Origin of the sequence: Xanthomonas sp. NCPPB 2586 (assembly GCF_041475775.2) — a bacterium.
Classification (GTDB): Bacteria; Pseudomonadota; Gammaproteobacteria; order Xanthomonadales; family Xanthomonadaceae; genus Xanthomonas; species Xanthomonas campestris.
In genome coordinates, this window is the sequence record NZ_CM192981.1 from 160,372 (window position 1) to 184,640 (window position 24,269).

The following is a 24,269-nucleotide window of genomic DNA, read 5'->3' on the forward strand; positions in this document are numbered from 1 at the left end:
AAAAAATGTGGTCAGGTGCAATTAATAAGTCAACCCGACCCCGTTCCTTGACCCCGTTCCTTGTGAAAAAGGGTGAAGAACGGGGTCGGATTCACTTAAAGAAGTCAACCTGACCCCGTTCCCGTTCCCGTTCCCGTTCCCGTTCGCCGATGACCATCCGGGACCTTATTAAACACGACGGAAAGCAGCTTGAGCGTCTATGACATTCTGATAAGATTAACGTTAGGGGTGTCACATGGGTGGAATGATATTTGCTCCGGCAGTGCTCGCCGACAGTCTCGTCGAGACCGCTGGCTATAAAGCAGGGCTCGCCTTGTCGCTTGTAGAGCTCTGCGAGCACCTGCCTGAGGATCGTGAAATAATTCAGGCTTCGGAGCGAGGATTCGTTAGGATTAGATCAGAGGAATACGACGAAATATTCTATCGGCTTCTCCATCGAATTGGTCACACTGCAGAGCAGTATGACGGTGACTCGACTGGAATTGGTCTCTACCACAAGTACAAGGACAAGTACCTTGCTGAGTACGAGGGCGTTCTCCAGATATTTCTGCAAGTTATGCCGGAAGTAATGAGAGAGGCGCAGCTGGCGGGTAAGAAAGTGCTTGACCCGCGTCCCTTCATCTTGGCCTGCAAAGGGAAATACGGTTGGGTTGGCTTCGAGATTGCTCTGGGTAAGGTTCAGGCGATGATAAGGTCTCAGAATCTCAGTCCACACTCAGGTTACCGGTATGTTGAATGGGGTGAGCGTAGAGATCTGGCTGATCTCTTCGCTGGAGGGGCTGCTGCTCCCGAGGTCGGTCGTTTTATCGACCAGCGTTATATCGACTACCTGTCAAACAATGAAGGCGCACTGTCGGACATGCATTGGCGTAAGTTTGAAGAGCTCACGGCTGAGTACTTTCATCGCGACGGGTATCGAGTAGAGCTTGGCCCGGGCAGCAATGACGACGGAGTGGATGTGCGTGTATGGAGGCCGGACAGCGACGATAATCCCCATATCATTGTTCAATGCAAGCGACAGAAGGCAAAGGTGGAAAAAGTCGTTGTGAAGGGCCTTCATTCGGATGTTGATTTTGAAGGTGCAGCTTTCGGCCTGATCGTCACTTCATCAGAGTTGAGTCCCGGTGCAAGGTCCGTCGTATCTGCTCGTGGGTATCCAATCGAAGAGGTCAATCGAGATGGTCTCAGGCAGTGGTTGGAGCAACTTCGCACGCCCGGCACTGGCATTGTCAGGATCTGAGCCGCCTATGAGCGGTGGCCGACCTCGGGGTCTCAGCTGTAGCAGAAATAGTAGTCGTGACCGTTGTGATTCAGCGATGATGCGGTAACGCTAGCCTTCGATTGTGCCAAAGAACGGGGTCAGATTCACTTACGCGTCAGCTCCCGTTCCATGTCTAGAGCAAGGGGCTGCAAACTGTTTGATGATGGTAGGTACGACGCGTCATCGCCTCAAAGCGACGGAACGGGGCCGCGCTGTTGTTGCTCCTGTGAGCGCTGCTGTTCCATCGCCATCTCTTGTGTGCGCTCGTGCGCTAAGCGCTGGTTGACAGATTCCAGTTGCGTAAAGCTCTCTTGAACGGGCCGCTGCGCGGCGTCGGCCGTTGGCATATGGGCGCGCAGCATAGCCGGATCCTTTGGATCGCCTTGCACTACAAACAGGGTCTGCGCAGCGGGCGAGTTTTTGGTCTTTTCGCTGAGCAGCACGTGGTCCACCCGAGTTAGCCCATTGTCTTTGGCTAGCGTCAGCAGACTCGCTGTCATCCGTTCACTGGTAGCGTCAAACGTGCGGCCGTTGGCGGCGTCCAGCTGTTCCACTTTGCTTCGGATCTGCTGATGCATGGCATGGTCCGGATGCCCCGCCTCTGCAGGCGTCAATGTGCGTCCTAGCTCACTCGGTGTCGCGAAATTGGGAGAGCTAACACCGCGTGCGCCAGTGTCCTTGAGCTGGACCATGCCATAGCCGCCCTTGCCAAGGTCAACGATGTTGAAGGTCTTCGCAGACCCGAGGTCCAGCCCGTTGCGCTCCAGCTGTCTTGGGTCCAGGCCCAAGGATTTGAGATCGATGCGCACTTCCGGAGGCTGGCGGTCATGCGCCAGATGCGCGTAGCTCTGCGCGATGTGGTTGATCGGGTTGACGCCATAGTAATTCCGGTAATCTGAGTCGCCATGAGGGCCCAGCGTGCCGCGACCGTCGTAGAAGCACTGTTCCACCGACTTTGTCAGCGCATCATTACGTGAGAACGGGCGCGTCGTTAGCTCTTCATATGTCAATCCATTGGCAAACTGCGGTGGAGCAACCCCTCTATCCACACAACGCGTGGTCGAGCGCTGGAGTAGCCGAAGCTCGACCATTTCATCAGGCATCCCGGGGTTCTGATGCTTGATGCGGTCGTGGAGCGCACGCATGCCTGAAATCTCTGAAAGCGCCTCATCCTGCCGAGTGCTATCCAGATAGACGCGTGTTGGGCCGGTAAGGTCGACCTGACCTTCGCGATTCTCGTGCGCCTCCTGCAGCCGGCTGCTCATTGTCTTTGCGAACTCGGCCAGTGCTTGAGCCCGGTGCTCTGCCAGCACACCATGCATTGTTTCATGCCCGAGTACTTCGGTGATGTAGTCAATCCGCTGCGCGCCCGTGAAGTCGCTGAACGCTGCTGCGCTGATGTTGAGCGTGCCTGCGCTTCCGTTTTTGCCATCTTGGAAATGACCGCCGTTGTTCTGGCCATGCGAGACAGCGATCGATCCGATATGCCCCTCCTCTATCGCATTACCAAGCAAATTCGATAGGTAGGGAGATTCTGATAGCGCTTGACGAATACTGGACTCGGCCTCTTTTGGAAGGCGCGGATCGTTTGCCATGCGTCCCAGCAGAGGTTCGATTCTTGGATCAACAGGTATCATGCCTTGCCCCCATCGATCTGCATGCCGTAAGCGCATTCGCGCGAACCACTGTCCTGACTAGTTCGGTAGATCAGCAATGCGACGGAGAAGCCTTGCGTTTCATTGTTGAGTGGGCGCCAATGCTGGCGCAGCCATCCTCCCTGGAAAGGCCTTTGCCCACCACGCTTGTAACCCAGTTCCTCCAGTTTATGTGACAGCGTTTCTGCATCCCAAACACAACGTGAAGTGGGTATACGCGTTGGGTCGATACGTTCGGGTAGACCGAGGGCGACTTCCATACTCGAGAAAATTTCCTCTGCGGGTACGTGGGTTGCGTAAAAGGTGTACCCGTCACTCAGGTAAACATTTTTCATGATGTAAAAAGGATGCAGAGAGTTCGAGGTGTCTCCGAACTTTGTGCCCAGCGCCGCCTCCAGCCGCATGTAATTCATGTCGGCCGGTGACTTGAATCCATCGACAAAACTCAGCAACCTGGCTTCCAGCTCTTGAGAGCTAATGCTAGTCTTTTTTGGCTCCGAGCGATCACTTGCAATCGCATCCTGAGCAATGACTGGTACTGATGCAGATGACGTAGTGAAATCGCTTTTTTTAGGATCTGCGCACGCGCCCTGAAGTCCAGCCGCAAGGAGCAGCAACAATAGGGAAAAAAATCTCCTTCCTGTTCTCTTCTGCTTGGTATTCATAGGCTCTACTCTTCGAGGGCCCCATTTCATGGTCTGCCTCCATCGATCTTGACGCTATAAGCGCACTCTTGTGGACTGCCTTGTTCATTGGTTCGATAAAGAAGCAATGAGACCGAAAAAATCTGACTTCCGCCGTTGATCGCGCGCCAATGCTGGCGTAGCCATCCACCCTGAAACGGCCGCTGGCCGCCGCGCGTGTATCCCATCCCTTCGAGCGCTTTGGAGAGTGCTTCTGCTTGCCAGATGCAGGTCGACGTAGGCACGCGCGTGGGGTCGCTATGGTCAGGTAGAGTGACTGCAACCTCTATCCGCGAGAATCCATCTTTCGTTGGGCGATGCGTCGCGTAGAGCTCATAGCCATCGGCCAGAGGAACTTCCTTTACTTCACGCCACGGGTATGCCGGATCAGACGGTGGTCCAAGCTTGACGCCAAGTGCAGATTCCATCTGCGGGTAGTCCAGATCCGCTGGTACTGTCAGTCCATCGATGAAGCGCAACAGCCGGTGCTCCAGCTCATGCAGAGAGGTCTTGGCAGAGACGACATCGGCACGGCTATCGGTGCTCTTGCCGTTCTCTGGAGAGGCTGGCGTCGCTGTGGTAGCAGATGGCGTGCCTGCATCTCGTCCTGCTTCACCAGGCGCGCGAGCGCATGCACTTGGCAGCGCTAGTGAAAGCAGCAGCAAAGGGAACAGGCTTCGGAAGCTAACTTTTATCATTGGAATCCTACTCACGCGACATTGCGATGCTGGCCAATTGTCATTCGCGCCGTTGGTGTCCTGCACTACCGCGCCCGAACCTGAGTGGCGCGATGGTGATGGATAGCGAGGGAACGGAAAGCTATTTGCGGGAAGGTTGGGGTGCGCTTGGAGTAGCAATCTCTCTAGGTTCAATCCAACTCTGACCCTGCTGCTTCAAACGTTGACGCAAGGATCTTCCATCAACGCTTTCCAGATTGCCAGCATCAGCCAATTGACATGTCACGCAGCGCGTAGCAATCTTTTGGCCACGGAGCGTAGAAACTCCTAAGACAGCGGTACCCACCTCCGAAATCCCGGTGGGTTTTTTGTGCCTGCAGCTTCCTGCTGGCGCAGCCGACGCGATGCCTGCGTCGGGAGGGCGGCTAATACAACACCCTTCGGGGAAATACGCCCGCCGTCTGTCTTCGGTTTCTAACCTCCCGACATCCCGTCGCCACTCGGCGGCGGGGCCTGTTCGTCAAGGAGGGCTTTGCCATGCGTCAACCGCCATCCCGCTCTACCACCGCCCGCAAGCGCGCACCGCGCCAACCACCGCGCACCCCAGCCTGGCGCATCGTCGAGCCCCCGCTCACCCCCATGCTCACCCCCGAGCAAGTCGCCGCCGCCAACGCCGCCGACCTCGCCAAACAGCAGCGCTCCGCACGCCGCCCCCGCCCACCCCACCAATGCACCGTCGGCTACGGCTACTACCCCACCACCAACCAACGCATCCCCACCCTGCGCCTACGCGGCCGCTGGCTCGAACAACTCGGCTTCACCATCGGCAGCAAACTCCACATCCGCCTACGCAAAGGCGAGCTCGTTGTCAGCGTGGCGCCAGCAGACTAGCCACACTCCAAATTGGACGTGCCGAGAGGTCACTATTTTAGTGCTGGATCCGTTCCACGAGAGGCTGATAACACCCTCGTACAAATAGCTTATTCTGTGATTGAAGCAATTTCTTCAGGCGCAAAGCATGTCAAGGCCACACCAGGTTGTTCGCGTATTGCTCTTATTAGTAGCAGCGTATATAGCAGTAGGGTGTCATCGGCAGCCACACCAGACCAGTACGCCACAGCTGGGTCGGGACAGTGATAGCCGAACGGCTGTACCGTTAACGCGCTCTTTGGAAGCCGTCCAAGGTGGCGAAATCCGAATTGAATTTGATGTGCCGGCAGATGGTGACTCACTTCATTCTGTATTCTTCGGTGTTCGCCTCGATGGGCATCATTCAACCTCAGTGGCTGAGACTGCTGATGCACTTAAAGAAGCAAATATTTCCGCTAAAGTTCAGCTTCATCGCATACAGCAAGGCCGGTCGTTAAAGGTCGCACTTAGGCGCAGCCAGTGGGTAAGTCGTTCTGAGGTTGAGTGGCTCACTGTCTCTCCAGATGGCGTCGTTCCCGGCCTGGAAGCTGCAGATGCTGACCGAGAATCCTTGCTGAAAGCAGGCTTGATCGCCCAAGACGTTGCTTACAGGGAGCTATCTTTTGCCAGTGCAGATGCGCTGCCTCCTGGCCACTATGTCCTCGGCCTGACGCTGGGCAATGAGCGTAAGTTGCTAATCGACGCTAAGGCGAAGCTCTTGATTGCGTATCGCGCACGCAAGAAGTGAGAGGAGCACAGGAATGAAATCACCAGAAACGCACTACACCGTCACTATCTATGTGGCCGCGCCAGGCACGCCATTGGCAGGTGGCGGTACATCCGCAGCGGGACACGTTTACTACTCCGTCTCCGACGGAAAAAATAACAATAGCTATGGGTTCGCTCCGTTAACGCATGGCGAGTCAAGCGGGCCTGGTGGCGTGTCAACAACCGATGTCGCCGACTACACGGATCCCTATTACTCCCGGACGCTGGAGATCAGCAAGGACCAATATGAGACGCTAAAAGCCTTCGGCAGAGATGCGGCCGGTCACGGCTTTAACATGGAGTATGCCTGGAAGGAAAATAGCTGCATTGATTTTACTTGGAGTGCATTGAATCAGGCCGGCTTGCATCGGCGGAACGTATTTGTCATGACGGATAAGGATTTTGAGGGTCAGTTGAAGCCGCTCTCTAACGTCGAAGACATCAAGAGCATTAAGGCACCCATCCCAGATAGCAAATTGAATGGCGAGTCGCACCATCCAATGCCGAAGCAAACCTTCGAGCAGCGTTTCATCTCGGAGCAGCGGCATCCGGACGATCGTCGCCTATCTGGTCTAAATGAGTCACTCGAAAGGCGTCAAATGCTGGCAGGTGGAGCGAACGAAATCGATCCGCTCGTGTCCCAGGCGGAAGCCGCAGTTCGCGATCTTGAGAAAGGACTTGGTCGCGACTATGACGAAAATAGTGCTCGCCTCGCTGCAAGTAGCGCCTATCTTGCGAAAGAGAATGGGTTATCACGAATAGATCATGTCGTATTGAGTCGGCAGACTGACTCGGTACGACAAGGCGAGAACGTATTTGTCGTGGAGGGAGCATTGAATGATCCCGCACACAAGATGGCGCATATGAAGACCATGCATGCCATTACACAACCAGTAGAACAGTCATTGGCCCAGCTACAAACGCTGAGCGAGACCCAGCGCTCGCAGCTGCAAACACAACAGCAGCAAGAGCAACAGCATGATCAAATAGCAATGCAGCCACATCGGACGGTATGAGATCGCCCGGGCAGGCAATAGAGATGTCAGCGGGATTGGGACATGCTTCGATCTGCCGTTTTTTCCCACGTCATTTATTGAGCACCTTGGTTGTCCAGATCTGGTCGTAATCGGCATTCTGCGCCTTGGTGAACCCGTGGGCGTCACTGCGCCCATCGTCGACTTTCTGGCCGTCTTTGTATGTCACGTAATGGCGCCCGCTGGCGGATTGGTCGCCCGGGTAGTGCAGCTGCATCCGGTAGACCAGCCGGCTTTCTTCTTCTGCTGGCGTCGGCGGTTGATCTGTGCCGCCGGTGGCCATTTGCTGTATTTGCAACAGCGGCGTCGCCTGCTGCGGATGGGCCGCTATCCAACGGGTGAAGGTGGCGGCATTCTGCGCTGACACTTGCCCCGGTGCGGGCCAGATATACAGGAACGTTGCCGGCGTGCCGGGCGCTGTACTGACGGCTGGCAGGTGCCACTCATAGACCTGTTGCTTGCCGTCGGCGGTGGTCATCTCGAGCATGCTTGCACTGCCTTGCGTTGGGACGCTGGCGGTGGCTGGCAGTTCGCTGATCGTCACCAGGCGGGAATCCGGCAACGCGCCCGCCAGTGCCAGCAGCAGGTCGCGCTGGTTGGTCACTTCCTGGTCGTTCAATGACAGTGAGCGCAGGTAGCGCGACCGCAGGCTGAAACGGTAGCGCTGGTCTTGCAGCGTGAATTCTCCCTCGACCCGGGATGCTTCGTGCCAGTCGTGTCCGGGGGCTAGATTGACAGCGCCGTGCATGATGCAAAACCCCTTCCGCGCTTCTGTTGCGGGCGGGAACGGCGATGCGCTGCTGGTGAGCGAGGCCAGGATTTGCTGGGTGCGCCGTTCGGTGATGTCCTGCAGGCGGCTGATGGCTCTCTTCTGAAAGCGAAAGGTGGTGCCATCGCGGTGGGCGAAGCCGGTGACCTGCACCACATTCGGATCGAGTGGCAACGCCTCTTCCTCGCGGGCGACGATGACCCTGCCATCATCCTGCGCCAGCGTTTCTACCGGTTTGACCAGTTGGCGCACCCGGCCGTCACTGGCCGATGCTTGCGCGGCCAGCAGGCGCTGCGCGTAGCTGGCCGCGTCTTCGCGGTAGGTCTCGATGTCGCCCCAATAGAACTGTGCAGAACTTTCCAGAAACTGTAGCGGCGTTTCAGCGGTAACGGCTAGCCGCCCAATGCAGTAATTTTTACTGCCGTTGGTGTCTGCCACCGATAGCGGTGGCTTGGTCGTGCTGCAAGCGGCAAGCAACGCCACGGAACAAAATAGCGGTGCGCGCATCAGGCGCGTGGCGGTGAGCGTCACATCAAGTCCTTCGAACAGCAATCGACCAGTATAAATGGGCGCCCTTGCTGCTGGGCATCGCTGTGTGGCCGGGTCGTTAGCGCTGCTCTGAGCAACGCACTACAGCGGCGCGATACGGTGCGCTCACGTTGCGGTGATCCAGTGCCACGAAGACCGGCGCATCCAACAGCAGATCAGCGTGTCAGTGAGGCTTCACTTATCCCGCCGATACACCCCATTAAAACTTACACTCGCGCCGCCGCATTGCAGGTTGTCTGCAACGATCAATAGGTCGCCAAGCAGCTGCAGACGTACCGTGCAGTCATCCTCGCGGACTTCAAGACGGTTGCCCTCCGCAAAGCTGCGTGCGGTGACCGCGCCGAAGTGTGGGCCGCCGGGCACCTGCTCCGGGCTGGGGTTGGCGCTGGGCCAGTAGGCGTCGCCATTGACGGTGATGCTGCCGTCGCCATTGGCGGTCAGCTGTAGCGTGTTGTCGCCGTTATGCCAGTGGGCGTTCCACGCGCGTGCGGGTGGCGTGGCGCTGCTGGCGATGGGCTGCAGGCTGCGCTCGGCGACCCAGCCGGCACTGCCGCCCACCTTATTGGGATAGAAGGCGCAGGCGTAGCCGCCACGGTGCTGGGCCAGCACCACCACGTCGCCCTTGACCACGTAGCTGCGCTGCCGGCAGGCTGCCTCGCCCTTGCTGGGGCAGCCGTCGCTGTCGTTGAGCAGGTACAGGCGGGGGACTGCGACGCGCGCCAGCGCAAACGCTGACGGGCTATTGGTGAATGACCCGTTGCGGCAGTCGGCCGCTTCGTCATCGTGTGGCGCGGCGTGCGCCAAGGCTGACACCGACAACAGGAACAGCAAGCAGGCCTTGTGCATCTCGATCACTCCACGGGTAACGCACTAGTGTGGCCTAACGTGGCGTGCGTTGTGCATCAGCGCGCATGGCGTGAACCGGTGTCTTCTTCGGCCACGATGGGCGCCATTCGCGTGTGCGTTGCCGGAGGACAGCTGGGTTATCGCATGCAGTCACCGCCACCTAGTGCAGCTCAGATCGGCAACGCGCTCAGCTTGCGGCGCAGGTAATTGGTGATGGCGCGCCGCGTGGATTTACCGCGCCACGAGGCCCGGCACAGGTGCGAGCCCACGGCGATCTGGCCGCCGCGATGTCCCAACCCGAACCAGGTGCGGTCCGGATGGAAGGCGTCGCGTGCAGGACAGTGGATGCCTTGAAAGCCGCCCTCGCGTGAGAGGTAGAAGTTGGTGAATCCCCTGGGCCCGGACACCATCGGAATCTGCCGGTGATCGGTCAGGCGCTCCGGCAGGTGCGCCACGAAGATGTGTTCGATCAGCGATGCCCAGAATGGGTGGCCGGCCGCCACCGTCGCGCTTGTTTGTTTTTCGTCAATACGACCGACACACGGTATTCGCAGGCGGAGTGTTTAGGTGTAGGGGTCAAGAATCGTTGCGGAGTTGCGCATGAGTGCAGTCACGGTAGGCAGGATCGGCCAGGGGCCGGTTTCGGCGGGAGTGGGCCTGGTGCGTCCAGGGCGGGTCGTTGCAGGCGCCAAGCGCTGCGCAGGCCAAGTCGTTCCCTGCAACGCGGTGCGTTCGCGCACCGCTGCCTGCTGAAGGGGCGCGCCATGCGGATGTGTGTAGTGAATGAAGCGGCGGTTGCCGACCCATCCAGGCTGGAAGCGCGCTGCGTGGCGGCGCGTGAAGCCGGTTGCGACTATGTGGTGGTAGCGCCACCGTTTGCGCGTGACGCGCAAGGGCGCCTGGTGGAACCCAACGCCGGTGATGCCCAGGCGCAGCAACTGCAGACCTGCGTGCAGGCCGCGCAACGGGCAGGCGTCAAGCTGCTGCTGGATGTGCGCCTGGACGAGGTGGGCGGCTCCAGTGCGGTGGTGCGCGATAACCCGCAGTGGTTCCGCGCCCGCAGCACCGCAGTACCGGATCCGCGCCAGCCGCGTGCCACGCCCGAGGTGGCTGAGGCGCGCTTTGCCTATGCGCAGGAAGGTGCGGCGCTGGTGGAGTGGTGGAGCGCGCGCCTGCTGGAGTGGGTCAACCAGGGCGTGGGCGGCTTCCGCCTGTTGCAGCCCCAGCAGATCCCCGCACAGCGCTGGCGTGAGCTGATCACCCGCGTGCATGCACAGGCGCCGGAAGTGATCTTCGCGGCGTGGACACCCGGGTTGGGTAGCGAAGCGCTGCAGCAGCTTGCCGGTGCCGGCTTCGATGCGGCGTTCTCCTCGCTAGCCTGGTGGGATGGCCGTGGCAGCTGGTTCTTCGATGAAGACGCAGCGCTGCGTGCGCTGGCCAAGCGGGTGGTGGCGATTGTCGAGGCTGCCGATGGCAGCAGCGCCGCACGCCGCGCGCAGCATTGGCAATTGGCGAGCGCACTCGGTGGCGCCTGGGTGCTGGAAGACCATCAGCTGGAGTCGTTGCCGCTGCGCGTGCGTGCCACCGATGGACCGCAGCCAGACAATGCGGGCCTGCGGCTGCGGCCGTTGTTGCGTGAAGGCACCGGCCTGACGGCAGTGGCGGTGGAGCCGCTTGGCGGGCTGCCCTCGCTCTTGTTGATCAATGGCGACCCCGATCATGTGGTGCCGGTGCCCGCACCGGATCTGTTGCGCCTGCTCGGCGATGCCGAGGCATTGGTGGCCGAAGACGGGCGCACCCTCTCCGGCTCCGCGCTGGAGGCGCTGGAACCGGGCGAAGTGCGCGTGTACCGCAGCGTGCCGGCGCGGCATGTGCTGGCAGTCCCGCGCATGCGCCCGCGTGCGCAGACGGCGGCGGCGTGGCCACGGGTGTGCATCGAGTCGGTGACGCCATCGGTGGACAACGGCCGCTTCCCGGTGAAGCGCACTGTGGGCGACCGTATCTGCGTGGAGGCCGACGCCTTCTGCGACGGGCATGACCGCATTGCGGTGGCGGTGCTGTGGCGCCCGGCCGATGCCAAGACCTGGGCCAGCGCGCCGATGCGTGCGCTGGGCAACGACCGCTGGCGCGCGGAGTTCCCGCTCGAGCGCATCGGCACCTACGAATTCCGCGTGGAAGGGTGGCGCGACGTATTCGCTACCTTGCATGCGGATCTGGAAAAGAAGCGCGCCGCCAGCACCGTGCTGCCGGTGGACGTGCAGGAAGCGGTGGCAGTGGTACAGGCTGCGCATGCACGCAGCGACGGCGCGTTGGCCACCCAGTTGCAGGACATCCTTACCCGCATCGGCGCGCAGAGTGAGCCGTTGCAGCAATTGGCGATCGTGCTGGAGCCCGACACCGCGCAAGCGATGGCGCTGGCCGACGACAAGCCGTTCCGCTCCGAATACCCGGTGACCTTCCGGGTGGAATCCGAACGCCGCGCGGCGCATTTTTCCAGCTGGTACGAATTGTTCCCGCGCTCGCAGAGTGGTGACGGGCAGCGCCACGGCACCTTCGATGATGTGATCGGGCGGCTGGCGCATATCCGCGCGATGAACTTCGACGTGCTGTACATGCCGCCAATCCACCCGATCGGCGCCAAGAACCGCAAGGGCCGCAACAATGCGGTCACCGCGCAGGATGGCGAACCCGGCAGCCCGTATGCGATTGGTGCAGCCGATGGCGGGCACACCGAGGTGCATGCCGAACTGGGTGGACTAGAGGGCTTCCGCCGGCTGATCCAGGCCGCACGCGCGCATGGCCTGGAAGTGGCGCTGGATTTTGCCATCCAGTGCGCGCCCGACCACCCGTGGCTGCAGGAGCACAAGGACTGGTTCACCTGGCGCGCGGATGGTTCGATCCCGTATGCGGAGAACCCGCCGAAGAAATACCAGGACATCGTCAACGTCGACTTCTACGCCAGCGGTGCGGTGCCGGATTTGTGGAACACGCTGCGCGATGCAGTGTTGTTCTGGGTCAACGAAGGCGTCACCCTGTTCCGCGTGGACAACCCGCACACCAAGCCGTTCCCGTTCTGGGAATGGTTGATTGCCGATGTGCGCGGGCGCCGCCCGGATGTGGTGTTCCTGTCCGAAGCCTTTACCCGGCCGAAGATGATGTACCGCCTGGCCAAGTGCGGCTTCTCGCAGTCGTACACCTACTTCACCTGGCGCAACCACAAGCACGAGCTGCGCGAGTATATCGAAGAGCTCAACGACGGCGTGCCGCGCGAGTGCTTCCGCCCGCATTTCTTCGTCAATACGCCGGATATCAATCCGTTGTTCCTGCAGACCAGCGGGCGCAACGGGCACCTGATCCGCGCCGCGCTCGCCACCACTCTCTCCGGCTTGTGGGGCATGTACCAGGGCTTTGAATTGTGCGAAGCCACCCCGCTGGCGCCGGGCAAGGAAGAATATCTGGATTCGGAGAAATACCAGCTGCGTGCCTGGCCGGAACGGGCACCGGGTGACATCGTCGATGAGATCACCCGCTTCAACCAGCTGCGCCGCATGCACCCGGAATTGCAGTCGCATCTGGGCACGCGCTTCTACCAGGCGCACAACGACCAGGTGCTGTACTTCGGCAAATTCCTGGATGCCGGCTACCTGTCGCGCAGCCGCAGCATGGTGCTGGTGGCGATCAACCTGGACCCTCAGGCGGGCCAGGATGCCGAGGTTGAAATTCCGCTGTGGGAGTTGGGCCTGCCCGATCACGCCAGCGTGGCGGTGGAAGACCTGTGGGACGGCCATCGCTTCACGTGGCATGGCAAGACGCAACACATCCGGTTAGAGGCGACGCGGCCGTTCGCGTTATGGCGCATCCGCGCAGGAGAGGTCGCATGAATGCAGTTCCAGCCCTTCAGGCTGACGCAGAACAATCGGCAGTGGTTGCCGACCAGCTTTGGTACAAGGACGCGATCATCTACCAGGTGCACGTCAAGTCGTTCTTCGACTCCAATGACGATGGCATCGGCGATTTCCCCGGCCTGATTTCCAAGCTCGACTACATCGCCGAACTGGGCGTGGACACGATCTGGCTGCTGCCGTTCTACCCCAGCCCGCGCCGCGACGACGGCTACGACATCGCCGAATACATGGCGGTGCATCCGGACTACGGCACCATCGCCGACTTCGAGCAGCTGGTGGCGCAGGCGCATGCGCGCGGCATCCGCATCGTTACCGAGTTGGTGATCAACCACACCTCCGATCAGCATCCGTGGTTTCAGCGCGCCCGCAACGCGCCGGCTGGTTCGCCGGAGCGCGACTTCTACGTCTGGTCGGATACCGACCAGGAATACGAAGGCACGCGCATCATTTTTTGCGATACCGAAAAGTCCAACTGGACCTGGGACCCGGTGGCCGGCCAGTACTTCTGGCACCGGTTCTATTCGCACCAGCCCGATCTCAACTTCGACAACCCGGCGGTGCTGGAATCGGTGCTGGAAGTGATGCGCTTCTGGCTGGACCGCGGCGTGGACGGCCTGCGTCTGGACGCAGTGCCGTATTTGATCGAACGCTCCGGCACCTCGAACGAAAACCTGCCGGAAACCCACGCCATCCTGCGCAAGATCCGCGCCACGCTGGATGCCGAATACCCGGACCGCATGCTGCTGGCCGAGGCCAACATGTGGCCGGAAGACACCCAGCAATACTTCGGCCAGAACGCCGACGAATGCCACATGGCGTTCCACTTCCCGCTGATGCCGCGCATGTACATGGCGATCGCGCGCGAAGACCGCTTCCCCATCACCGACATCATGCGGCAGACACCGGAGATTCCGGAGACCTGCCAGTGGGCGATCTTCCTGCGCAACCATGACGAGTTGACGCTGGAAATGGTCACCGATTCGGAGCGCGATTACCTGTGGCAGACCTATGCCTCGGACCGCCGCGCGCGCATCAACTTAGGCATCCGCCGCCGCCTGGCGCCGCTGCTGGAGCGCGACCGCCGCCGCATCGAATTGATGACCTCCTTGCTGCTGACCATGCCCGGCACGCCGGTGCTGTACTACGGCGATGAGATCGGCATGGGCGACAACATCCATCTGGGCGATCGCGATGGTGTGCGCACCCCGATGCAGTGGTCGATCGACCGCAACGGTGGCTTCTCGCGTGCCGACCCGGCTGCACTGGTGCTGCCGCCGGTCATGGACCCGCTGTACGGCTTCCAGGCGGTGAACGTGGAAGCGCAGATCCGCGACCAGCATTCGCTGCTGACCTGGACCCGCCGCGTGCTCAGCGTGCGCAAGCGCTACCAGGCGTTCGGCCGCGGCACGCTGCGCTTTTTGTACCCGGGCAACCGCCGCATGCTGGCCTACCTGCGCTGCTATCAGGACGAAACCGTGCTGTGCGTGGCCAACCTCTCGCACACCTTGCAGGCGGTGGAGCTGGACCTGTCCGAGTTCGAAGGCCGCGTGCCGGTGGACATCATCGGCGGTGGCAGCTTCCCGCCGATCGGCCGGCTGACCTATCTGCTGACCGTGCCGCCATTTGGTTTCTATGCGTTTCAGCTGGTCAGCGAAGGCACGCTGCCGGACTGGCATGTGCCCAGCCCGGTGCCGTTGCCGGATTACCGCACGCTGGTGCTGCGCAGCGACACCGAAGAAAGTGCCGCACTGCTGCCGCATCTGGCCACGCTGGAAGGCGAGATCCTGCCGGCGTGGTTGTCGGCACGGCGCTGGTTTTCGGCCAAGGATCAGGCACTCAAGAGCGTGCGCATTTCGCGGCGCACGCCGTTGCCGGGCGATGAGCCGATGAGTCTGCTGGAGCTGGACGTGGAGCTGGAAGACGGCCACCACGAGTGCTACATGCTGCCGGTGGGCATTGTCTGGGAGCGCGAGCACCCAAGCACGCTGGCCGAGCAGCTGGCGCTGGCGCGCGTGCGCCAGGGCCGCGAGGTGGGGTATCTCACCGATGCGTTTGCGCTCAAGCCGATGGTGCGCGGCGTGATCGACGCACTGCGTCACGATGCGGCGCTGGATTTCCACGACGGCGACGATGCCTCGCAACAAGGCCAGGTGCGTTTCGAGTCGACCCCGGCGCTGGCTGCGCTGGAGATTCCGGACGACCCGGAAATCCGCTGGTTGTCGGCCGAACAGAGCAACAGCTCGCTGGTCGTTGCGGACAAGGCGGTGTTCAAGCTGCTGCGCCACGTGGCCACCGGTGCCAATCCGGAAATCGAGATCGGCCGCCGCCTCACCGAGATGGGCTATGCCAATGCGGCACCGCTGCTGGGCAGCGTGAGCCGGGTGGATGCGCAGGGCACCATCACCACCATCGCGCTGTTGCAGGGCTTCATCCGCAACCAGGGCGATGCCTGGCGCTGGACGCTCGATCACCTGGCGCGCAGTTTCGACGAGTACGCCACCGCGCAGACCGACGAAGCCCGCAACGAAGCGGTGGCCGGCTACGACGCGTTTGCCGCAGTGGTGGGCAAGCGCCTGGCCGAGTTGCACGAAGCGCTCTCGCGCAGCACCGACGATGCCGACTTCGCACCGCAGCGCATCGACCTGCCCACCGCCAACGATGTGGTGGGCGGCGTGGCACGCCAGGTCGAGGAGATGTGGGAAACAGTGCACGCCCGCCTGGGCGCCACCGACGATGCGGCCGAACGCGAGGCGCTGGAGTCGGTGCTGGCCGAACGCCCGCAGCTGGATGCGCTGCTGGCCAGGGCGCCGAGCGTGCTGGCCGAATCGCTGTTGACCCGCGTGCACGGCGACTTCCACCTGGGCCAGATCCTGGTGGCGTTCGACGACGTGGTGCTGATCGACTTCGAAGGCGAGCCCGCCAAGCCGCTGGCCGAACGCCGCGCCAAGGCCAGCCCGTTGCGCGATGTGGCCGGCTTCCTGCGCTCGCTCGATTACGCCAGTGAAGTGTCTGCGCGTGGCGAAGAGGGCACCGCCGCACGTGCCGGCGTGGGCGTGGATGCGCACCTGGACGACTTCCTGGTGGAATTCCGCCGCCGCTCCACGCAAGCGTTCCTGGACGCTTACCATGCCGTGCTCGACGCCAGCGCGCATCCGTGGATCGCGCCGCCGGCGTTCAATGCGGCCACCTTGCTGTTCCTGGTGGAGAAGGCCTGCTACGAGGTGCGCTACGAAGCGGCGAACCGGCCGGGCTGGTTGATGGTGCCCATCCAGGGCTTGCGACGCATCCTGCAACGCGCGCGCGCTGGTGCGGGAGACACATGATGAGTGGAGTAATGACTGCAGTGACGAATCGATGGGACCCCGGCGTGACCCGCGCCCTGGCCGAAGCGCGGCACGGCGATGCATTCGCCGTGCTGGGCGCACATCCCAGCACCAACGGCCGCCTGCTGCGCACCTATCACCCCGGCGCCGAGCACGTCACCGCCGTGCTGGCGGATGGGCGCGAGGTACCGCTGGAAGCCGGCCCGGAACCAGGCCTGTTTGCCGGCGAATTGCCGGCCGAGGGAGGCTACCGCCTAAGGATCGGCTGGCCGGGCGGCACCCAGGACACCGCAGACCCGTACGCGTTCGGGCCGCTGCTCAGCGACTTCGACCTGCACCTGATCAGCGAAGGCCACCATCTGCAGCTGGCCGATGCGCTGGGTGCCAATGTGGTGGAAGTGGACGGCGTGCGCGGTACGCGCTTTGCGGTGTGGGCACCGAACGCCTCGCGCGTGGCGGTGGTGGGCGACTTCAATAGCTGGGACGCGCGCCGGCACCCGATGCGGCTGCGCCACCAGGCCGGCGTGTGGGAGCTGTTCGTGCCCGACGTGGGCCCCGGCGCGCACTACAAATATCAGCTGCGTGGCCCGCATGGGCATGAACTGCCGGCCAAGGCCGACCCGGTGGCACGCCGCGCCGAACTGGCGCCGGGCACTGCCTCGATCGTGGCCGACCCCACGCCGCACCAGTGGAGCGACGACGGCTGGATGGCCACGCGTGCGCGCCGCCAGGCGCACGACGCACCGATGAGCATCTACGAGATCCATGCCGGCTCCTGGCTGCGCGAGGAAGGCCTGGATCTGGATTGGGATGGCCTGGCCGATCGCCTGATTCCGTACGTGGCCGACATGGGCTTCACCCATGTGGAGCTGATGCCGGTCACCGAGCATCCGTTCGGCGGCTCGTGGGGCTACCAGCCGCTGGGCCTGTTCGCGCCCACCGCGCGCTTCGGCAGCCCGGATGGCTTTGCGCGCTTTGTCGACCGCTGCCACCGCGAAGGCATCGGCGTGATCGTGGACTGGGTGCCGGCACATTTTCCCACCGACGCGCACGGCCTGGCGCACTTCGACGGCACCGCGCTGTACGAACACGCCGACTCGCGCGAAGGCTTCCATCGCGACTGGAATACGCTGATCTACAACCATGGCCGCCGCGAGGTGTCTGGCTTTCTGATCGCCAGCGCGCTGGAGTTCCTGCAGCGCTATCACGTCGATGGCCTGCGCGTGGATGCAGTGGCCTCGATGCTCTACCGCGACTACAGCCGCAATGCCGGTGAGTGGGTGCCCAACATCCATGGCGGCCGCGAGAACTACGAAACCATCGCGTTCCTGCGTCGGCTCAACGAGGTGGTGCGCGAGCACGCGCCGGGTGCGGTGACCATTGCCGAAGAATCCACCGCCTGGCCGGGCGTGACCGCGGATGTGTCGCATGGCGGCCTGGGCTTCCACTACAAGTGGAACATGGGCTGGATGCACGACACGCTGCATTACATTGGGCTGGACCCGATCTATCGCCGCTACCACCATGGCGAGCTGACTTTCAGCATGGTGTACGCGTACTCGGAGCGCTTCGTGCTGCCGATCTCGCACGACGAAGTGGTGCACGGCAAGGGCTCGTTGCTGGGCCGCATGCCCGGTGACGATTGGCAGCGTTTCGCCAACCTGCGCGCCTATCTCGGTTTCATGTTCACCCATCCGGGGCGCAAGTTGCTGTTCATGGGCTGCGAGTTCGGCCAGCCCACCGAGTGGAACCACGATGCCGGCTTGCCGTGGCATCTGCTCGACGACGCACGCCACCGCGGCGTGCAGACGCTGGTGCGCGACCTCAACCACCTGTACGCGCAATACCCTGCCTTGCACGCGCACGACGACGACCCGTCGGGCTTCGCATGGCTGGTAGGCGATGACGCGGCCAACAGCGTGGTGGCGTTCCTGCGCAAGGGCAAACGCGGCGATGCACCGGTGCTGGTGGTGATCAACTACACCCCGGTGGTGCAGCAGGGGTATCGCCTCGGGGTGCCGCAGGGCGGTCTGTGGCGCGAAGTGTTCAACAGCGACGCCGGCATCTACGGCGGTGCCAACCTGGGCAACGGCGGTGCGGTGACTGCCGAACCGCAGTCCATGCATGGTCACGCGCAGTCGCTGCCGTTGCTGCTGCCGCCGCTGGGCGTCATCGTGCTGACCCCGCAGGGCTGATCGACCGTCACCGCGCCCGGCCTGCTGGCCCGGCGCGGTGGCAGCTGCTAGATTGCGCGCCTTAGAGCAGCTATCAACACGACTGCGCAGCCGCCAGGCGGGCGCGGCCGGTGCTCGGAATCGGCATGTACCCACGTACACTCCGGTTCCTCCGCGCCGTCCGCACCCACCTGACGACTGCTCGCTACGTTTTGTCAGCCGCGCTTAGTGGGTGACACCGGCCACGCCTCCGTTGGAGGCAGTCGCGCTGGTCATCGTTGAATAGGCAGCCCGGGGAGGGCTGCCGGGCACAGCCGCCGCCATGCCTCTTGTCGACCGTCTTCGCGGGAGAGCTGTGCGTGCGCGTTTTACAAAGGGTGGGTCGAACTTGGTGTGTGCGGCCGCGTGGAGCCGATTGGCCAGCGCGTGCGCGTCTGTGTAGGCAGAACGGCGCACTGGTGCGGGCGTTGCCGATCCCGCGCGCTGGCATGCAACGGCGCCAGCGCGGTGTCGAGACTTCGGCTGCACGGCATGGCACTGCGGCGCATGTGCGTAGCCGCGTCTGCGGTGGACTGCAAGGCCGCGCACATGCATAGCCTGATGACGTGCCTTTACCTGTTGTGCGCGGGCGCTGCCGCGTGCGGTTTTTATCGCGCCACCGCGCATCAGCGCCTGTGGCTGCGCGGCCGCCCGCGCGCCCGCGTGCTGCGTGCAGGCGCCAGCGTGTTGCTGGTGCTGGCGGTTATCTGCGCCATCGCCGCCTTAGGTACCTGGGCCGGCGTCTTCTCGGCACTGACGGCAGCGATGCTGGCCGCGGTGGCCCTGCCATTTCTGGATGCCTGGCAACAGGCACGCACGCAACGCCGGCAGGTGCGCCATGTGGAGTAGATGGGTGGCGGCGGTGCTGCTCGGTTTGCCGCTGGCGGTGGGCGTGGTTGGCCTGTGCGCGGTGGTGCTGCCCGGCCCGCAGCGTAGCTATACGCTGGCTTGGCTGTTGTTGATGTTCCCGGTGTGGATTGGCGCCATGGCCTTGCCGTTCGTGTTTCGCAGCGCTGCGCGCGCCTGGCTGTGGCTGGGCGGGGCGACCGTGCTGTGCTATCTCGCGCTGGCAGCGCTCAAGGCGCTGGGCTGGGGGGAGGTGACTGCATGAAGGCTGCAACCTTGCGCGCGTTTCTGTCCGTGCACAGCTGGATGGGCCTGCTGGCGGGCATGTCCTTGTTCATCGCGTTCTATGCTGGCGCCATCACCGTGTTCACGCACGCATTGAGCACCTGGCAGACCACGCCGCCTGCCACGCAGGCTGCACCGGCGGACCCGGTGGCCGCCGCGCAAACCTTGTTGGACACCGTGGTTGCCGCACACCCGCAGGTGGCCGAGTCGTTCCTGGTGCTGCTGCCCGGCGAGCATGGGCCGCTGGCACGGGTGTACTGGTACGGCGCGCAGGCCGATGCCAGCGGCGGCATGCGCCAGTATCAGCTCAGCAGCAGCGGCGCGCTGCTGGAACTGCCGCAGCGCGTGGGCTTTATCGATTTTCTCTACGACCTGCATTTCACTGCCGGCTTGCCACGCACCTTCGGCACGTATCTGTTCGGCGTGGTGAGCGTGCTGTACGGGCTGGCCCTGGTCAGTGGCGTGGTGCTGTACGCGCCGGTGTTCTTCAAGGACCTGTTCGCGCTGCGCATCGGTGCCAACCTCAAGCGGCTGTGGCAGGACGCGCACAACGTGGTGGGCATGCTGTCGTTGCCGTTCCATGTGATCTTCGCCTGGTCCGGTGCGGTGTTGTGCCTGGGGGTGCTGCTGCTGGCGCCGTTCCAGTTTCTGGTCTTCGACGGCAAGTTGTTGCAGATCCTGGAGCCGGACTTCGAACTCACCCCGCATGTGGCACCGGCTAACCGCGCAGCGCCGGTGTTGCCGATGGCGACCTTGCTGGAGAAGGCGCGCGCCGCCAGCCCCGGCTTCGTGCCGGAAAGCGTGAGCTACCACGACGCAGGCGATGCCAATGCGCGCGTGGAAGTCTATGGCCATCACGATCAGCGCCAGCTCAATACATTGGGCGGTGTGGCCTTGGAAGGCGCCACCGGCAAGGTGCTGCGCGTGCTCTCCCCGCGCACGATGCGGGCCGGCACCGCCGCCTTGCGTGGCCTGCAGGGGCTGCACTTCGGCAACTTCGGGCATGCGCCGCTGCAGTGGCTGTATTTCCTGCTCGGCCTGGGCGGCGCCTTCCTGTTCTACAGCGGCAACCTGCTGTGGATCGAGACACGTCGCAAGCGCCGTCAGCTTGCGCAGCCGCGTCGCACCCATGCCATGGCACGGCTCACCGTCGGCGTCTGTCTGGGCAGCGTGGCCGGGATCTCGGCGTTGTTCAGTGCCGCACGGGTGCTGCCGCCGGGTCAGGAGCGCGTGGTCTATTACGCGGTGTTCGCCGCTTGCGTGCTGTGGGCGGCGCTGCGCCCCACCGCACGCGGCGCGTACGAAGTGCTGCTTGCCTGCGCGGCGTTGACCGCTGCAATTCCGCTGGCCAGCTGTGTTTCCGCAGCGGGCCTGGTGCTGCCCTGGCACGACACCCTGGTGTTGACCGTGGACGTGGTCGCCCTGGTCATGGCGTGGAGTTACTGGCAACTGGCGCGCGCCAGCAAGCGGCGTGGCGCGCAGGGCGACCCGAACAGTGTGTGGGCATGGTGATGGCCGTGGCGTCGTGCAGCGTGCGGCCTTTGCGACTTCGCCAACGGCTGCAGTGCCGTTGGCTGGGGTCGCAGCAGTCAACGGCAACAGTCATCGCGTTGCACACTGACACCTGCTGGACGCCGCAGGGCGCATGCTGTGCGGCATTGTTTGCAACGCTTGCCTTATCACGATGCCCGCTGCCCAACGCATTGGTTTGATTTCCGACACGCACGGTCTGTTGCGGCCCGAAGCGGTGGCCGCACTGCAGGGATGCAGTGCGATCCTGCATGCCGGCGATGTGGGCGCGCCAGAGATTCTGCAGGCACTGGCCGCGCTGGCGCCGCTGCATGCGATTGCCGGCAATATCGATATCGCGCCCTGGGCGGCCACGTTGCCACCCACGCGCGATCTGGTCATCGCCGGCGTGCGTATCCACATGCTGCACGATCTGAAAACGCTGGCGCCTGATGTGCAGGCCGATGTCATTGTCAGCGGGCATTCGCACAAGCCGCTGGTGCACACGCGCGCTGGCGTGCTGTACGTCAATCCCGGCAGTGCCGGGCGCCGCCGCTTCAGCCTGCCCATCAGCGTGGGCACGTTGTGGCTGGGCGATGGCGCACCGCGTGCGGAGCTATGCGTGCTGGACGCGCGCTGACGCAGTTGCCGCGTGTGTGACGTGCACCACGCGCGTGGCCGCACACGCGCACAATCACGGCAACGATGACCTGGCCTGCACACCGGCGCGCCCATCCTCGTGCGCTGATTCGTTGCGAGGACAACAGCATGAATACACGTCGCCAATTCCTGTCTGCTGCCGCGGCCGGCACCACGGCGCTGGCCGCATCGCCATTGCTGGCACAGTCATCCGCACCCGGGAGCGTGATGCCCACGCGCGGCCGCACGGCGGCCTCTGCCGTGCAAACTAGCGCTCCAGCCAAGGGGGCACGTTATCGGCCGACCACGCGGCTGGGCTTTGGCGGCGTGGCGATCGGCAATGGGTTTGCGCCCACCAGCGATGCGCAAAGCGAAGCGACCCTGGCTGCGGTGTGGGCCTCGGGCGTGCGCCATTTCGATACTTCGCCGTGGTACGGGCTGGGCCTGTCCGAACGCCGTACCGGCCATCATCTGCATAACCATGCCGCCGATAGCTACGTGCTCTCGACCAAGGTGGGGCGCTTGCTGACCGCGACCGACAAGCCACCGAAGACCATGTGGCAGCAGCCGTCGCCGTTCGATTACCGCTACGACTACAGCGCCGCCGGCGTGCGCCGCTCGATCGAAGACAGCCTGCAACGGCTGGGGGTGTCGCAGATCGACATCGTGTACATCCACGATCTCTCGCCGGAGAACGAAAAAGACCTCGGCATGCCCTGGGAACAGCGCTTTGCCGAGGCCGCCAAGGGCGCGATGCCGGAGCTGACCAAGATGCGCAAGGAGGGCCTGATCAAGGCCTGGGGCTTTGGCGTCAATCGCCCGGAACCGGCCTTGCGTGCGATCGAAGAAGCCGACCCGGATATCTTCTTGCTGGCCTGCCAGTATTCGTTGCTCGACCACGCGCAGGCCTTGCACGACACCTTCCCGAAGATCGCCAGGCACGGCGCGTCGGTGGTGGTGGGCGCGCCGCTGCTGGCCGGTTATCTGGCCGGGCGCGACCGCTATCTGTACGAGGGCACGGTGCCGGAGTGGGCGCCGGCCAAACGCCGGAAGGCCCTGGCGATCTGCGACAAACACGGCGTGGATCTGCGTACGGTATCGCTGCAATTTGCTGCCGCACCGGAGGTGGTGTCGGCGGTGATTCCCGGCGCACGCACGGCCGAACAGGCGCAGGCCAACGCGGCCTCGATGCGGGTGGCGATTCCTGCCGCGCTCTGGGAAGACCTCAAGCGCGCGCAGGTGATCGAAGCGGATGCACCGGTGCCGGTGGCTGGGTGATCTGACTGCGCTGCTGCTGCGAGGTGCTTTGGAGAAGTTAGTCGCGTGCTGTGGGATGTAGCGCGCTGTCTCCATTGCAGTGCTGACGAGGTCGTCGCAGCACTGCAAGCAGCAATCGAACAGCAGGCGGTGCCCGCAGTCATGACAGCGCGTGCCTATGCAGTGAGCTGTTGCACGACAGCAGCACCAACGCAGGCACGTGCTGCGCCAACTCATCGGCGACGATCGCCGCAAACAGGTCCGCACCATCGGCGCCGAGATGCGTGTAGTCGAACGCGAGCTTGGCCTGGCCCATCGGTTCTGCGCTGGCATTGTCCTGCGCCGTGGCAGCGGTGGTGGTGGTCTTCGCCACTGACGCAGGCGCCGAAGAGGGCGCAACCGTCTGCGCCGGTATCTTGCCGATGGTGGTGCCCGATTGCGCGGCAATGAGCTGCGCCGGCTCTGCCGGGCGCTGCGCCAGCCGCATCGCCAGCACCGGGCCCATGCCTTGCACCAGCGCCCGGCTGCGCGCGTGCAGGTCGATGAGTGGCACCTGCAGCTCGCGTGCCACCGCACGCGTGGCCGCTGCCCACGGCGCCAGGTCGTCGATCAACTGGCCGCGTTCGAACTGCCGCCGCGTCAGCGGCGTCACCAGCACCGGCAGCGCCCCGGCCGCACGCGCTTCGTTGACGTAGCGACGCAGGTTGGCCGGGAATTCGGTGGCCAGATCGGTCGAGCGCCCCGGTTTGCCGGGCTGGTCGTTATGGCCGAACTGGATCAGCACCACCACCTGTCGATAGCCGCCGCTGCGCAGTTCCTTCAGCGCGATCTCCCACGAACCTTCGGCGCGGTAGTTGGATGTACTGCGGCCACCGCGTGCCAGGTTGAGGCAGCTCAGAAACGAGGTGACATGCTGGGCGCAGAAACTCGGTCCCCAGCCGCCTTGCACGGCGGTGGTCGAATCGCCAACCAACACGATCTTGCTGGCGGCCAACGGTGTGGTGGATGTCGCGGGCACGGGCACGGTGGGATCCTGCACCACTGCTGCAGCGGCCGCCTGCGCCGACAACGCCGTGCACATGGCCAATAGCGTCAACACCGCGAAAGAAAACATACGCATGGATCACCGTAGAGCAGGGCG

The 24,269-nt window shown here is 63.2% G+C and carries 18 protein-coding genes, 1 other RNA gene and 1 pseudogene; 13 read left to right on the top strand and 7 right to left on the bottom strand.

The genetic code is table 11. From position 1 onward, the window contains the following. Positions 1-235: 235 nt before the first annotated feature. Positions 236-1,240: a restriction endonuclease gene (locus tag ACCQ09_RS00675; RefSeq protein ID WP_040940319.1), complete on the top strand. Its 1,005-nt coding sequence runs from the start codon at positions 236-238 to the stop codon at positions 1,238-1,240. A 209-nt stretch (positions 1,241-1,449) separates the two neighbouring features. On the opposite strand, the gene ACCQ09_RS00680 is transcribed toward ACCQ09_RS00675, so the two are convergent. The 3 genes from ACCQ09_RS00680 to ACCQ09_RS00690 are packed head-to-tail and all read right to left on the bottom strand — an operon-like array spanning position 1,450 to position 4,297. Continuing rightward, entirely contained in the window at positions 1,450-2,898 is a 1,449-nt protein-coding gene (locus ACCQ09_RS00680) for an XVIPCD domain-containing protein (protein ID WP_162866342.1), read from the bottom strand. Then, positions 2,895-3,581 (bottom strand): hypothetical protein, encoded by a 687-nt coding sequence (locus ACCQ09_RS00685; protein ID WP_228428282.1) that lies wholly within the window; start codon positions 3,579-3,581, stop codon positions 2,895-2,897. The genes ACCQ09_RS00680 and ACCQ09_RS00685 overlap by 4 nt, the downstream gene beginning before the upstream one ends. 26 nt (positions 3,582-3,607) lie before the next feature. Then, positions 3,608-4,297 (bottom strand): hypothetical protein, encoded by a 690-nt coding sequence (locus tag ACCQ09_RS00690; protein WP_080639965.1) that lies wholly within the window; start codon positions 4,295-4,297, stop codon positions 3,608-3,610. A gap of 516 nt (positions 4,298-4,813) precedes the next feature. On the opposite strand from ACCQ09_RS00690, the gene ACCQ09_RS00695 reads away from it, so the two are divergent. The 3 genes from ACCQ09_RS00695 to ACCQ09_RS00705 all read left to right on the top strand — a co-directional run bounded on the left by ACCQ09_RS00695 (position 4,814) and on the right by ACCQ09_RS00705 (position 6,969). Continuing rightward, positions 4,814-5,167, top strand: coding sequence for a SymE family type I addiction module toxin (locus tag ACCQ09_RS00695; RefSeq protein ID WP_040940321.1), 354 nt, complete (start codon positions 4,814-4,816; stop codon positions 5,165-5,167). Positions 5,168-5,444: 277 nt separating this feature from the next. After that, positions 5,445-5,933: a hypothetical protein gene (locus ACCQ09_RS00700; protein ID WP_147308896.1), complete on the top strand. Its 489-nt coding sequence runs from the start codon at positions 5,445-5,447 to the stop codon at positions 5,931-5,933. A 13-nt stretch (positions 5,934-5,946) separates the two neighbouring features. Continuing rightward, the gene (locus ACCQ09_RS00705) at positions 5,947-6,969 is read left to right on the top strand and encodes an XVIPCD domain-containing protein (protein ID WP_080639966.1); all 1,023 of its coding nucleotides are present in this window, start codon (positions 5,947-5,949) and stop codon (positions 6,967-6,969) included. A gap of 70 nt (positions 6,970-7,039) precedes the next feature. Here ACCQ09_RS00705 and ACCQ09_RS00710 read toward each other — a convergent pair whose 3' ends face one another. The 3 genes and pseudogenes from ACCQ09_RS00710 to ACCQ09_RS00720 all read right to left on the bottom strand — a co-directional run. Beyond that, entirely contained in the window at positions 7,040-8,287 is a 1,248-nt protein-coding gene (locus tag ACCQ09_RS00710; protein WP_228428281.1) for a hypothetical protein, read from the bottom strand. Between the two features lie 192 nt (positions 8,288-8,479). Next, the gene (locus ACCQ09_RS00715) at positions 8,480-9,151 is read right to left on the bottom strand and encodes a hypothetical protein (RefSeq protein WP_040942194.1); all 672 of its coding nucleotides are present in this window, start codon (positions 9,149-9,151) and stop codon (positions 8,480-8,482) included. Between the two features lie 170 nt (positions 9,152-9,321). Continuing rightward, positions 9,322-9,648 (bottom strand): annotated as a pseudogene (locus ACCQ09_RS00720) (hypothetical protein); the annotation flags it as partial. 267 nt (positions 9,649-9,915) lie between these two features. Between ACCQ09_RS00720 and ACCQ09_RS00725 the strand changes: the two are divergent. From ACCQ09_RS00725 to ACCQ09_RS00765, 9 genes are all read left to right on the top strand, one after another. Then, positions 9,916-13,032 (top strand): maltotransferase domain-containing protein, encoded by a 3,117-nt coding sequence (locus ACCQ09_RS00725; RefSeq protein ID WP_228428280.1) that lies wholly within the window; start codon positions 9,916-9,918, stop codon positions 13,030-13,032. Then, complete coding sequence (gene treS, locus ACCQ09_RS00730; protein WP_040940324.1) at positions 13,029-16,379, top strand: maltose alpha-D-glucosyltransferase; 3,351 nt, start codon at positions 13,029-13,031, stop codon at positions 16,377-16,379. The genes ACCQ09_RS00725 and treS overlap by 4 nt, the downstream gene beginning before the upstream one ends. Further along, on the top strand, positions 16,376-18,574 hold the full coding sequence (gene glgB, locus ACCQ09_RS00735) for a 1,4-alpha-glucan branching protein GlgB (RefSeq protein ID WP_162866344.1): 2,199 nt from the start codon (positions 16,376-16,378) through the stop codon (positions 18,572-18,574). The genes treS and glgB overlap by 4 nt, the downstream gene beginning before the upstream one ends. Positions 18,575-18,699: 125 nt before the next feature. Beyond that, positions 18,700-18,774, top strand: a non-coding RNA gene (locus ACCQ09_RS00740) — sX9 sRNA. A 325-nt stretch (positions 18,775-19,099) separates the two neighbouring features. Then, entirely contained in the window at positions 19,100-19,441 is a 342-nt protein-coding gene (locus ACCQ09_RS00745) for a hypothetical protein (protein ID WP_162866399.1), read from the top strand. Then, complete coding sequence (locus ACCQ09_RS00750) at positions 19,431-19,703, top strand: hypothetical protein (protein WP_040940326.1); 273 nt, start codon at positions 19,431-19,433, stop codon at positions 19,701-19,703. The genes ACCQ09_RS00745 and ACCQ09_RS00750 overlap by 11 nt, the downstream gene beginning before the upstream one ends. Further along, the gene (locus ACCQ09_RS00755) at positions 19,700-21,235 is read left to right on the top strand and encodes a PepSY-associated TM helix domain-containing protein (RefSeq protein ID WP_040940327.1); all 1,536 of its coding nucleotides are present in this window, start codon (positions 19,700-19,702) and stop codon (positions 21,233-21,235) included. The genes ACCQ09_RS00750 and ACCQ09_RS00755 overlap by 4 nt, the downstream gene beginning before the upstream one ends. Positions 21,236-21,407: 172 nt before the next feature. After that, positions 21,408-21,872, top strand: a complete 465-nt coding sequence (locus ACCQ09_RS00760; protein WP_197708517.1) for a metallophosphoesterase family protein — start codon at positions 21,408-21,410, stop codon at positions 21,870-21,872. Positions 21,873-22,000: 128 nt separating this feature from the next. Then, a complete protein-coding gene (locus ACCQ09_RS00765) occupies positions 22,001-23,149 on the top strand; it encodes an aldo/keto reductase (protein ID WP_040940329.1) in 1,149 nt (382 codons plus the stop codon). A gap of 139 nt (positions 23,150-23,288) precedes the next feature. Here the strand turns inward: ACCQ09_RS00765 and ACCQ09_RS00770 are convergent, their stop codons facing one another. Next, a complete protein-coding gene (locus tag ACCQ09_RS00770; protein WP_197708518.1) occupies positions 23,289-24,248 on the bottom strand; it encodes a rhamnogalacturonan acetylesterase in 960 nt (319 codons plus the stop codon). Positions 24,249-24,269: the final 21 nt, after the last annotated feature.

What these genes read in the sequence shown, in the direction of transcription:
- ACCQ09_RS00685 (WP_228428282.1), bottom strand. Translation starts at nt 3,581, where the DNA reads ATGAATACCAAGCAGAAGAGAACAGGAAGGAGATTTTTTTCCCTATTG.
- ACCQ09_RS00755 (WP_040940327.1), top strand. Translation starts at nt 19,700, where the DNA reads ATGAAGGCTGCAACCTTGCGCGCGTTTCTGTCCGTGCACAGCTGGATG.
- ACCQ09_RS00765 (WP_040940329.1), top strand. Translation starts at nt 22,001, where the DNA reads ATGAATACACGTCGCCAATTCCTGTCTGCTGCCGCGGCCGGCACCACG.
- glgB (WP_162866344.1), top strand. Translation starts at nt 16,376, where the DNA reads ATGATGAGTGGAGTAATGACTGCAGTGACGAATCGATGGGACCCCGGC.
- ACCQ09_RS00770 (WP_197708518.1), bottom strand. Translation starts at nt 24,248, where the DNA reads ATGCGTATGTTTTCTTTCGCGGTGTTGACGCTATTGGCCATGTGCACG.
- ACCQ09_RS00745 (WP_162866399.1), top strand. Translation starts at nt 19,100, where the DNA reads ATGTGCGTAGCCGCGTCTGCGGTGGACTGCAAGGCCGCGCACATGCAT.
- ACCQ09_RS00725 (WP_228428280.1), top strand. Translation starts at nt 9,916, where the DNA reads ATGCGGATGTGTGTAGTGAATGAAGCGGCGGTTGCCGACCCATCCAGG.
- treS (WP_040940324.1), top strand. Translation starts at nt 13,029, where the DNA reads ATGAATGCAGTTCCAGCCCTTCAGGCTGACGCAGAACAATCGGCAGTG.
- ACCQ09_RS00675 (WP_040940319.1), top strand. Translation starts at nt 236, where the DNA reads ATGGGTGGAATGATATTTGCTCCGGCAGTGCTCGCCGACAGTCTCGTC.
- ACCQ09_RS00705 (WP_080639966.1), top strand. Translation starts at nt 5,947, where the DNA reads ATGAAATCACCAGAAACGCACTACACCGTCACTATCTATGTGGCCGCG.
- ACCQ09_RS00760 (WP_197708517.1), top strand. Translation starts at nt 21,408, where the DNA reads ATGCCCGCTGCCCAACGCATTGGTTTGATTTCCGACACGCACGGTCTG.
- ACCQ09_RS00680 (WP_162866342.1), bottom strand. Translation starts at nt 2,898, where the DNA reads ATGATACCTGTTGATCCAAGAATCGAACCTCTGCTGGGACGCATGGCA.
- ACCQ09_RS00690 (WP_080639965.1), bottom strand. Translation starts at nt 4,297, where the DNA reads ATGATAAAAGTTAGCTTCCGAAGCCTGTTCCCTTTGCTGCTGCTTTCA.
- ACCQ09_RS00695 (WP_040940321.1), top strand. Translation starts at nt 4,814, where the DNA reads ATGCGTCAACCGCCATCCCGCTCTACCACCGCCCGCAAGCGCGCACCG.
- ACCQ09_RS00715 (WP_040942194.1), bottom strand. Translation starts at nt 9,151, where the DNA reads ATGCACAAGGCCTGCTTGCTGTTCCTGTTGTCGGTGTCAGCCTTGGCG.
- ACCQ09_RS00750 (WP_040940326.1), top strand. Translation starts at nt 19,431, where the DNA reads ATGTGGAGTAGATGGGTGGCGGCGGTGCTGCTCGGTTTGCCGCTGGCG.